The sequence below is a fragment of the Hymenobacter sp. genome (assembly GCF_036387835.1).
Taxonomy (GTDB): Bacteria; Bacteroidota; Bacteroidia; order Cytophagales; family Hymenobacteraceae; genus Hymenobacter.
In genome coordinates this window covers 1-10,783 of sequence record NZ_DASVSY010000028.1, presented here as the reverse complement: position 1 = coordinate 10,783, position 10,783 = coordinate 1, and the positions used below count along the sequence as shown (strand labels likewise).

Sequence of the window (10,783 nt, the reverse complement as noted above, 5' to 3'; positions counted from 1 at the left end):
CCGGCGAAACCAAGCAGTAATGCTTGGTTTCGCCGGCCGGTTTTGCGCTTTAGAAGCCAGTAAAAAGCTTTGGTAGCTGTAGCAGCTAGTAACGGCTACACTGCAGCTAGTTTGTGTTTAGTTAATTCATCCTAGCTCTACAGTTTGCGTAGAAGAGGCTCCACCCCCACATTCCCACCTATGCTTACTTCCCGACTTGAACACGACTTTCTAGGTGAACGGGCCATCCCGGTCGATGTGTATTACGGCATCCAAACCCTGCGGGCGCTGGAAAATTTCAATATTACGGGTATTCCGCTAAAGTCGGAGCCTTTGTTTGTGCAGGCACTCGGCTACGTGAAAAAGGCTGCGGCCCTTGCTAATCGTGATATGGGAGTGCTCGACCCAGCTATTGCTAATTGTATCGTCCGGGCTTGCGACCGGGTTATTGCCGGCGAGCTAGACGACCAGTTCCTAACCGACATGATTCAGGGCGGCGCCGGTACTTCCGTGAACATGAACGCCAACGAGGTAATTGCCAACGTTGCCTTGGAGCTAATGGACAAACCCAAAGGGCAGTACGAATTCTGCCACCCCAACAACCACGTTAACTGCTCACAATCCACCAACGACGCCTATCCCACGGCCTTTCGGATTGCTCTCAACAACAAACTCGAAAGCTACAGCCAAGCCTTGGGCGAGCTAGCCGATGCGTTTGCTCGAAAAGGGGAGGAGTTTCGAAACGTCCTGAAAATGGGCCGCACCCAACTGCAGGATGCGGTGCCGATGAGCATGGGCGACGAATTTAAAGCCTTCGCCACCAACCTGCGGGAGGAACTGCTGCGCATCCAGGATAGCCGTAATCTGATCAGTGAAATCAATATGGGTGCCACGGCCATCGGTACCCGAGTCAATGCCCCCGCCGGCTACGGCGAAAAAGTAACCGGATACCTGCGCGACATCACGGGGCTGGACTTGGTGCTGGCGGGCGACTTAATAGAAGCCACCTACGATAGCGGCGCGTACGTGCAGCTGTCGGGCGTGCTGAAGCGCACGGCCGTGAAGCTTTCCAAAATCTGCAACGACCTGCGGCTGCTCTCATCGGGGCCGCGGGCGGGCTTGTTTGAAATCAACCTGCCGCCGTTGCAGCCGGGCTCCAGCATTATGCCCGGCAAGGTGAACCCAGTGGTGCCGGAAGTAGTCAACCAAACGGCTTTCTACGTCATCGGGGCCGACCTGACCGTGACTATGGCCGCCGAAGCCGGACAGTTGCAGCTAAATGTGATGGAGCCGGTTATTTCGTTTGCCTTATTTACCAGCATCTCCTACCTAACCCGAGCCTGCCATACCCTGCGCGAAAAATGCGTTGTTGGCATCACGGCCAACGCCCAGCATGCCGAAAAGTTGGTTCGCAACAGCATCGGTATCGTGACGCAGCTAAATCCTGTGTTAGGCTACGAAACCTCTGCTGAAATTGCCAAGGAAGCCCTGCGCACTGGCAAAAACGTGTACGATATAGCTGTAACCGAGCGCCAGCTGCTTTCCCAAGCCAAGTGGGACGAAATATTCACCTTCGAGAATTTGATCCGGCCGCACTTCATTCAGTAGGTGGTGAAGTTGTGAAAGGTGAAATTGTGAAGGAAGGAGACACAATTTCACCTTTCACAATTTCACCATCTACTACACCCGTTCCAGCATCACGGTAGGTTGGTCGTGGTAGGTGGTGCGGTGGTACTCCTGATAGCCAAATTTGCGGGCTACTCGCAGAGAAGCCTCGTTTTTAGGATGAATGATGCATACCGTACGAATGGGGCCAAAGTAAACGTCAGCCCAGGCAATGGCCGCTTCTACGGCTTCGCTGGCGTAGCCTTGACCGTGCGCGGCAGATGCTAGTACCCAACCAATTTCGGGCGCGCCGTTGCTGGCTGGTATGATATTGCGCTTGGGGTCGGCAAAGCCTACTACCCCTATGAAGCGGCCAGTAGCTTTTTCTTCTACCACCCAAAATCCGTAGCCCATCAGCGTCCAGTGGCCGACGCTACGGAGCAGCGTACCCCACACCTCTTCTTCCAGCATGGGTCGTGGGCTTAAGTAGCGGTACACCTTGGGGTCGGACCACATGGTTAGGTAGTCGCCGAAGTCGGAGGGCTTGTAGCCGCGTAAGAGCAGGCGAGTGGTTTCCAGGATCGGGACTTGGAGTACAGATTGGCTGAGCATGAACGAGCAAGGGAGCCGGAGGAAACTGTAGCTGGCTCCGGACGAGCTAAAGTAACAAGTGGCATCAACAATAGCCTTGGTGAAGGGCAATAGGCAGATCAAGAAATTGTTTCTCTGGCCGTATTACTGCTTATGCCAGGAGTACTACAACACCCGAGTTAGTTGATAGGCATGATCTAAACAGTTTCTATAAAAAGCAAAAGCCTTTCCGCTTGCGGAAAGGCTTTTGTAGGAAACCCGCTGAAAGACAGCGTAAAAGCTTACGAGCCAACACCCGAGCTCTGAGGTCGGCCGTTCATTTCAGCAACGTGCTCCAACGTGTTGTTTTTCTTGCGTGCGCCGTTGCTGCTCTGCCCGTTGCCAGACTGATGCACAGCTACATCGGTGGCTTGCTGGCCTACACGCTCTGAAAGTTGTCCGTTATTGGTGTTGTTGCCGTTGCTGGCGGCAGTGCTCTGGCCACCCCGGATTTGAATCTGGTGGCGCATAGTTTTCTGCTCGTCTTTCGGCACGGTCACGCGCAGTATGCCGTCCTCGAAAGCTGCCTCAATGCGGCTGGCGTCCACCGTATCGGGGAGCTGGAACGAGCGTTGGAACGAGCCAAACGAACTTTCTACTACGTGGTAGCGGCGCTGGTTTTGCTCGTTGCGGAACTGCCTTTCGCCGGCAATAGTCAGGCGACCCTGGTGAAAATCCACCTTGATGTCTTCGCGCTTCATGCCTGGCAAAGCGGCTTCTATTTCATAACTCTTCTCGGTTTCGTAGGCATCAACGTGGGGCGAAAAGCTGTTTAGGCGTCCCCGCGAGGCCAGCGAATCGTTGAAGAACCGGTCGAGCATCGTGCTGAAGTTCGACGATGCCATGTCAGAGAAAGAATCTTGAAATTTTTGAATAGACATGACGTTGAAAGTTTAAGTGAAACAAACAACGATGCTCTATACGATCCGAAAAAACGGAGGTTTCACTGAAAAACAAGCTTTTTTACGGTGCCAGGCAGGTTTTTTTGCGCAGGCATCTGGCTGCTCCGGCCCCAGCGTTTAGAGCCTGCCCCGACCAGCTTCCGGCCACTGAAAGCAGGAGGTTTTACCCCATGATCTGCTTGGCAACTTCCACCAACGTTTTGCCCTGATAGGTAGGCGGCGGCGCCAGCGGATACAGTTCCTGGCCGGGCCGGGCAATGAAGCCAGCCGCCAGCCCGGCATGCAAGGCGCCAGCTACGTCCCAGCCGTGGGCGGCAATCAGGGCGGCTTCCGTGGGCTCAACCCCCGCCGTTTGAACCGCGGCTGTGTACGTATCGAGGTGCGGCTTGTAGCGGTGACCAATGTCGATGCTTAAACCCTGCTCGAAGTAGTGGATGATGCCAGCATAACGCAGCTGCTCGTCGAGCACCGGACGGGTGGAATTGGTGAAGGCTACCAGCCGGATGCCTACGTCCAGCAGCATGGCCAGGCCTTTCGGAACGTCTTTGTGCGCGGGTAGCTCGGTTAGCAGCTGCACTATCTCACGCTTTTTGGCGGGCTTGAGCGGCTTCTCTTCCAGCTTGGCGGCCGTCATGTCGAGGGCGGCTTCGGCGATGTCGCTAAACGGATGGTAAGCACCCGTTACCGTATCAACCAGTGAGTATTGAAGCAAAAGGCCAAACCACTGCTGAAAGGCGAATTTGCTGCCAAAGGCCTTGCTAACGGCCCGCTTCAGCTTGCTCATATCCAGCAAGGTCTCATTGACATCGAAAAAAATAACCTTAGGCTGCAACGGACGAACGGATAAGGGTGCTTGCATGAAGGTGGGAAGTGGAAGGAGGAAGAGCAGAATACATTCGTGGCTCATACGCACATCAGGTGCTTAAGTGGTAGCCGTGCTCGAAATCTTTCTTGGTTTTGGGTGGTAACTCTTCTTTAAATTAAGAGCCTTGGGCTTGCAAGGGCCCGTTTCGTTAAAGCAATAATAAAGCTTCAAAGCACAAAGAAGCCCTGAAGTTGTCTTCAGGGCTTCTTGCTTACTACCAGTCAAGCACGGCTAGTTGCCTTTAGAAATCTTGATGGTTTTGGTGCCGCTTGGGCCGTCGAGGCGCAGCACGTACAAGCCGGCTGGCAGGTTACGGCCAATGGAGGCTTGGTTGGTACCCTTGCCTTTTTCCAGCACCTTGCCCCAACCATTGGTGATTTGGTAGGTGAAGGCACCCGCCTCGCTAACAGTGAACGAGCTAGTAGAAGGGTTAGGATACACCGATAAGCTCTGCTCTTCGTAGGCTTGGTCGGTGCTGGCTATTCGGGCGGAACTGGCTAGCACAAACTGGAAGCTCTGGTTGGTACCCGTGCCGCAAGTCCACTGGTTGATGGGTGCACCATCGGCGGTGGAGGCGCCCGCTACGTCGATGCACTTGTTGCTGTGCACCGATATAATGTGGTAGTAGCCGCTGCCTACACTTTCGATGCGCCAGCGCTGGTTGTTGGCTCCCGAATACGTGTACTGGTTGATGTCGCCGCCGTCAACGGTGGAGTAACCCGACAGATCCATGGATTTGCCGCTGTGCGCGGCCCGGAGGCTGTAGGCCCCGCTGCCCAACGACACCACATCCCACTGCTGATTGGTAGAACCCGAGTTGGTGTACTGCGTAATGTCGGCGCCGTCGGCGGTGGACCCGCCTGCTACACCAAGTACCTTACCGCTGTGCCGGGCTACGATGCGGTAACGGCCATTGCTGATGGTAGTCGTAGCGGGCGGCGTGGTAGTGGTGCCACCCCCCGGATACTTCGCAATTAACTCGCCGCGCACCAACAGGCCCGACTGCTTGATTTGGCTGGTAGGCCAGCCCCCATTGGCACTGGCACCCTCAATCAGAGCCGCCGACGACTCCGGAATATCAGCCACCGACCAGTTGGCGTGGCTGATTTTATTTTGGTCCAGGAACGACCACCAGGTACGGGTTTCAGCTTCGTTCACGGTGCCTTTGCCGCTGGCATCGGTGGTACCATATTCGGTTACAAACAAGGCAGCGCCCCGGTTCAGGGCCGATTGTGCCTGGTCGCGCAAGGACTGCTTGTGGGTGTTGGCGTAGAAGTGGAGCGTGTAGGCTAGGTTGCTGCCGCTCACCGGGTTGGCTGCTGCTTCATCTACCCGCTGCGAGTAAAAGCCCGTGCCCAGGATGATGATATTGTCCGGATCGTACTGGCGGATGGTGCTTACCAGCGTTTGGTGATAAGGCTTAATAACGCCCGACCACGAAACGTCCAGTGGCTCGTTCCAGGTTTCATACAGAATATTAGGGCTGTTGCCGTACTTCTGCGCCACGGCCCGGAAGAAGGTCTGGGCCTGCGTACGATAAGCTGCGGCATCGTGCACGTGGAAGTCTACGATGACGTAAATACCAAGGCTGATGGCTGCGTCAATTACGGTGAAGACCTTGGCTTGCTCGGCTGCCGGATTACTGGCATAGCCGCCGTTGTCTACGGCCATAGCGGCGCGCACTACGGTTACCTTCCAGTCGTCGCGCAGCCATTTAACGGCGTTGTAGTTGTAGAACTTCGGCACCCACTGGCTCCAGTACAGCGACATACCCCGAAGCTGTACAGCCGTTCCATTCTTGTCTACAATACGGTTGCCCTGTACCCGTAGCTGGCCGTAACGCTCAACAATCGTTTGCGCTTGACTTTGGCAAACGTTTGCACATAGTAGGAAAAGAGCTAAGAATATGCCTAGTGCATACTTCCCAACCGAGGAAAACGATGAAAGTAGAGTTTTTGAATTTGGCGCAGATGATGAAGTAGTGAGAGGAGTAGGCTGCTCTGGCGTAACAGCCTGCTCGAGCCAAAGAGGTGGGACTTTAGAGAAGTTTATCATACTGATTGGAAGTTGGTTGTGGAAATTATTGTGGGTAAACGGTACTGTTTCATACGATAGAGTAAGAGGATAGGTAGAAGCAGCAGACCTGAAATGAAGCTTTGGCATGACTGCCGGCATCCTACTGAAGCAGCTTCTTCCCAGTGCTATTTCCGCGCTGGACTTTCACTTTATGTCCTCGTCTTATAACTGCAAAGACTGGATGTTTTTGGTTTTATACTGTACAGAATTTGGGTGCTAGCACTTTATTGCTATTCATATTTCATGTCTAACTAGTGGCAACAGTATTTGCCGCGGGCAACAAAACGGCTGTAATAGCCTTCAAATAAATTAGTTGTATCTACATGGATGCTTAGGTAGCGAGAAGCAATTTTCCAAGAATATTCCTGTCTTGCTAATGGCTTGATTTTGCGCCCCGTAGCCAGTCATGTTCCAGAAGTTTAAGCACATGAGGCAGGTTTGTACCCGTACGTCTTGTGGTAGGCCCAGCGTTAGCGCTGGTTGTGCGAGTAGCTGCTGATGAGTACGCCTATAAACAAAACAGCCGCCCCGTGGGGCGGCTGTTCTAGCATGAATGCAGGAGGTTACCACGAGCCACTGTTGTCGTCGTTGCCGTCGAAGCCACCGCCGCCCGTGTCATCCGACGACGTATCATCGTAGGAAGAATTGTCGTCGGAAGAGAAGTAGTCAGGGGAGGAGCCGTCGGAAGACGAATCATCCTGCGAGAAGTAATCGGGAGCAGAGTCGGTAGTGCCAGCGCCACCAAGAGCCTGAAAATCATCGGCTGAACCTACACCTCCGGCCCCCGCCATGCCCGCAGCACCCGGGTCAAGAGACGAAGGATTGTCGTCGTGGCCCATCAGTCCGTTGCCCGACCCATCGTGGCCACCCGAGGCCATGCGGTTGCCTAGGTATGCGCCAGCGGCGGCGGCAGCACCTGTGGCCAAGATGCCACCCATGCCGCTTCCTACACCGCCACCCATACCACCGCCATAATTGCCGCCCATGTTGCCCCGGTTACCATAGAAGTCGGGACCCTGTTGCTGCGGAGGTACTCCGCCCCGGTTGTAGTTGCCCGCCGGACCAGCAGGCTGATTGCCGTAGAAGTCAGGCGCGCCGCCGGGAGTTGCGCCGGGAGCCGCCGCGGCTGACGTCCGACGCCGGAATAGCCGTATTAGGCCCCATATCACCCCGCCAATCAGCAGGGCGCCAATGGCCAAGGTTCCAATGCCCAACCCCGATGATTGGGGTGCTGGTACAGTGGACTGCGGGGTAAAGGGCTCAGTGGCCGGCGTGTTGTCGGTTGCTGCCAGGTCTCCGGTGTTTAAAGCGGAGCCACTGCCAGCAGTTCCGTTACTAGCTGCGCCTGCCGCACCTCCCGAGGCCGTAGCAGGCTTGTTTTTGTTTGGATTCGATTCAGGATTGGCTGCCAGCATCAGCGTATTCAGGCCGGTGCGCAGTCCCGCAAAATAGTTGCCTTGCTTGAAGCTCGGCGTCATTTGCTCGTTGATGACGCGGGCGGTTAACTCGGGAGTAATCACGCTTCGCAGTCCCGAGCCGGGCTGAATCGTGACTTTGCGCTCCTGCCCCGAGAGCAGCAGCACGATCCCGTTGTTTTTCTCGCGCTGGCCCACGCCCCAGGCTTCGCCCAAAGCCCGGCCGTAGTCGGCTACGGTGCGCCCGTTCAAGGTAGGCACTGTCACCACTACTATTTGAGTGCCGGTATTGTCGGCATAGCTACGCAGGCCGCTTTCCAGTTTCTTGGCATCGGCTGGACTTAATAGCTTGGCCTCGTCGGTCACGAAGCGGAAAGGAGAAGGCCGGGCAGGCAGTCCTTCGTTGGCCTGGGTGGTTGATTGAGCGGCTACGCTGGTTGGCAAGCTCAACTCGGTTGTTGCAAATAGCAGCAGCAGAAACAAGAGACGATGCATGACGCGAAAGGTGTAGTAAGACGAATACCTGATAAGCAGGAGCACCCGTCTTTTACGGCATCAATCCGCTAACAGCTATCCAATTGCTGGTAATCGGCTAAGTGCGGTCTTTTCCGGCGGCTTAAACAGCATGGTGGCCGCTCCGGAGCTTGGCATTGCTTCCCTCGTGTACCTCCGTTCCTGCGAGGCCGCCGTTGTGGCCTGGTTGCAACAGCATCCCGCGCCCCACCTGCCAAGCGCAGTTGTTCCTAAGCAGGCGGCAACAGTCAGGCAGCGGCGGCCAGTACAACTAATTTATTTGCATTGGCTCTTCGCCTGAACGTAGGGCGTGGGAATGCGAGGCCGCGTATTTCTGCTACCCGGATAGCTTTTAAGTTGAGTTGTTAACAGCCGCACCCCGCTGCTGCTTCGCCCGAGGCGGAAGCCGTGGCCGGTGCCGGGCCGCAGTCGAACAAGCCGAAGTGGCGGTTCTTGTTGCCTACCACCTGGAAGTAAGGGGCATAGCGCGTTTCCCCGACCATAGCGGCTGTATTGCCGCATACCAGCATGGGCCGCCCGGTTTCAAACGTATGGTGGTCGTCGAGCACAAACTGATGGGGCTGGCCGGGCACGGTACCTAAGTAGGTGGCTACCTGGCCGTAGTCTTCGCACCGGTCTTCCAGGTCGAGCTTAAAGGCGCGCACGGTGAACGAGTAGAACCCGATGTTGCCGACTTTCGCCTCGATTTCGGGGTTGTTGATGGTAAGGCGGCGGCTGGCGAAAAGCCGATAGTCTGGCACGCCCAGGCGCATGAGCAGCCGGCGAAAATCTTCGGTGTAAAGGGCGCCGCTCAGGCACTCGCCGTACAGTACCGGGTCTTGGCGCAAAACCTCGGGCACCCGGCGGTCGGCAAACACGTCGGCAATAAACAGCTCGCCCCCAGGCTTGAGCACCCGGAATATTTCGCGGTAGGTGGCTTCTTTATCGGTGCTGAGGTTGAGCACGCAGTTGCTGACCACCAAGTCCACGCTGTTGTCGGGCAGGCCGGCCGTGTGCAAGTCTTCGATGTAGCCATGGCGGAATTCCACGTTGGGTTGCGCGTAGTTGAACTGCTCGGTGTGAAACCCGATGTGGCGGCGGGCCACGTCGAGCTGCTCTTCGGTCATGTCCACCCCAATTACGCGGCCCGATTCGCCGACCAGCTTGGAAAGCAGAAACGCGTCGCGGCCCGAGCCGCTGCCCAGGTCCAGCACGGTGCAGCCGGCTATGGCCTCGGGCACGCACACGCCGCAGCCGTAGTATTTCTCGAGAACCTCAGGGGCTAGCTGGGCCAGAATACGGCGGTGAGCCAGCGGAATATCGTCGGTGCAGCAGGCATTGGTGAGCAGGTCCTGGTTGGTGGCTAGCTGCGAACCGTAGTAATCCTGTACTTGGGCGTGGGTGTCGGAAGTTTGCATATAAATAGTCAGAGAAGCTTAAAGAAACACAACCAATAGATTGAGCAGGGGTTTGGAAGTGCTGGCGCACGGGTAGCAAGTAGTGAATTTGGGTGGTGGCTGCAAACGCTAGCACAGCCTGCTTGATCGGATGCCGTCAGTTGAAGTTAGAAGATCGGGAAGTTAGCCGCACCCGAATGTATTGTTGCAGCCAGATCGGGTACAGGTTATAGACCGTGTTGAGCAGCGTAAGTAGCAGCATCCATCCCCAGTAACGGTAGATGGCAGCATAGATGGCACTCAACAGAAAAAACAGGAACATCGCCACGTGAAACCGCTCTTGGTGGTAGGTGGTACGCACCAGCGCGGCCACCGAAGTATGAGTACGTACGTGGCGGTACTGCGGATATTGACGCCGGACCAGCTTGTTAACCAAGTCGCCGTGCTGGGCGAGGTGGTTGGCCAGGGGCACGCCTAGCTTACGGTAGGCGGTAAGGGTGGCACTCAGCTGCCAATACCGAAACGACGAGGCCGGCACTGCATATGCCAGCAGGCTTACCGCCAAGAATCCGTAAATCCACGGGCGGGCTATATGCTGGTAGCAGAACACGCAAAGAGGCGTGAAGCTTAGTACCGACCAAAACACATTTGGCACTGCGTTGTAGAAGGCCAGCAGAGCCGGGGAAGGAACGGCAGCTTGCTTTCTGATCGGGGGCATAAGGCGGGCAGAGGAAACCAGGTTCAGGTAGCCTCAGCTAATATAAGGCTTCAAGAGCAACGACACCCACAGCGAGAATAGAGGCTTTTGGAAAGTTAAACGATAAAATAACAGCCCTACTGGCGGCAAGCTGAACACGACCGGCCGTAATCCGTAAAATCGTCAAAGGATACTGCCACGCCCCGGCGCCTACTTCTGGCGCCATGCTCTACCGGCTGAGCGCGACAATAGGCCTCTGTTTTCCACCCTGTTGCTCTTCGTCTTATGTCTCGTTCCTTTTTTCTTTCGGTGCTAGTGCTCGGCCTGACGGCTAACACCGCGCAGGCGCAAAACGCCGCAACCGCTACGCCTACGCAGCGCAATGTAGGTGAGCGGATAAGCCCGGTGCCCGGCGTAACGCTGCCCGCTGGCGTAAACCAGGGCCAGGCCGAACCCGTACCCGCACCCACGCAAGTGCGCCCCAATGGCGTGCTGCCGCTGCCCGCTATTCCGCGCGGCGACGTAACCGCCGGCCCCGTCGATTCGGGGCAGGTGCAGCCGGCTAAGCGTCCTGCGTCCACGCCGGCCCGCTCGCCGCGGAAGCGGCCGTAGGTTTCTGGTCAAGCACCTTACTGCTCATACCCTGTGCGCAACCGCATAGACGAATGCACTGTACTTTTTGCCCACAAGGAGGTGGCCGCTAG

The 10,783-nt window shown here is 56.2% G+C and carries 9 protein-coding genes; 2 read left to right on the top strand and 7 right to left on the bottom strand.

From position 1 onward, the window contains the following. The first annotated feature begins 180 nt into the window (after positions 1-180). Positions 181-1,587 (top strand): aspartate ammonia-lyase, encoded by a 1,407-nt coding sequence (gene aspA, locus VF639_RS05825; protein WP_331144946.1) that lies wholly within the window; start codon positions 181-183, stop codon positions 1,585-1,587. 72 nt (positions 1,588-1,659) lie between these two features. Here the strand turns inward: aspA and VF639_RS05820 are convergent, their stop codons facing one another. The 7 genes from VF639_RS05820 to VF639_RS05790 all read right to left on the bottom strand — a co-directional run bounded on the left by VF639_RS05820 (position 1,660) and on the right by VF639_RS05790 (position 10,100). Continuing rightward, positions 1,660-2,196 (bottom strand): GNAT family N-acetyltransferase, encoded by a 537-nt coding sequence (locus VF639_RS05820; protein WP_331144945.1) that lies wholly within the window; start codon positions 2,194-2,196, stop codon positions 1,660-1,662. A 260-nt stretch (positions 2,197-2,456) separates the two neighbouring features. After that, complete coding sequence (locus VF639_RS05815) at positions 2,457-3,095, bottom strand: Hsp20/alpha crystallin family protein (RefSeq protein WP_331144944.1); 639 nt, start codon at positions 3,093-3,095, stop codon at positions 2,457-2,459. A gap of 184 nt (positions 3,096-3,279) precedes the next feature. Beyond that, positions 3,280-3,975, bottom strand: coding sequence for a haloacid dehalogenase type II (locus VF639_RS05810; RefSeq protein ID WP_331144943.1), 696 nt, complete (start codon positions 3,973-3,975; stop codon positions 3,280-3,282). 237 nt (positions 3,976-4,212) lie between these two features. Further along, positions 4,213-6,036, bottom strand: coding sequence for a cellulase family glycosylhydrolase (locus VF639_RS05805; RefSeq protein ID WP_331144942.1), 1,824 nt, complete (start codon positions 6,034-6,036; stop codon positions 4,213-4,215). Positions 6,037-6,620: 584 nt separating this feature from the next. Further along, positions 6,621-7,967, bottom strand: a complete 1,347-nt coding sequence (locus VF639_RS05800) for a TPM domain-containing protein (protein ID WP_331144941.1) — start codon at positions 7,965-7,967, stop codon at positions 6,621-6,623. Positions 7,968-8,350: 383 nt separating this feature from the next. After that, a complete protein-coding gene (locus VF639_RS05795; RefSeq protein WP_331144940.1) occupies positions 8,351-9,403 on the bottom strand; it encodes a methyltransferase domain-containing protein in 1,053 nt (350 codons plus the stop codon). 136 nt (positions 9,404-9,539) lie between these two features. After that, positions 9,540-10,100: a glycosyl-4,4'-diaponeurosporenoate acyltransferase CrtO family protein gene (locus VF639_RS05790; protein ID WP_331144939.1), complete on the bottom strand. Its 561-nt coding sequence runs from the start codon at positions 10,098-10,100 to the stop codon at positions 9,540-9,542. Positions 10,101-10,364: 264 nt separating this feature from the next. Here VF639_RS05790 and VF639_RS05785 point away from each other — a divergent pair, with 264 nt between their 5' ends. Further along, entirely contained in the window at positions 10,365-10,691 is a 327-nt protein-coding gene (locus VF639_RS05785; protein ID WP_331144938.1) for a hypothetical protein, read from the top strand. Positions 10,692-10,783: the final 92 nt, after the last annotated feature.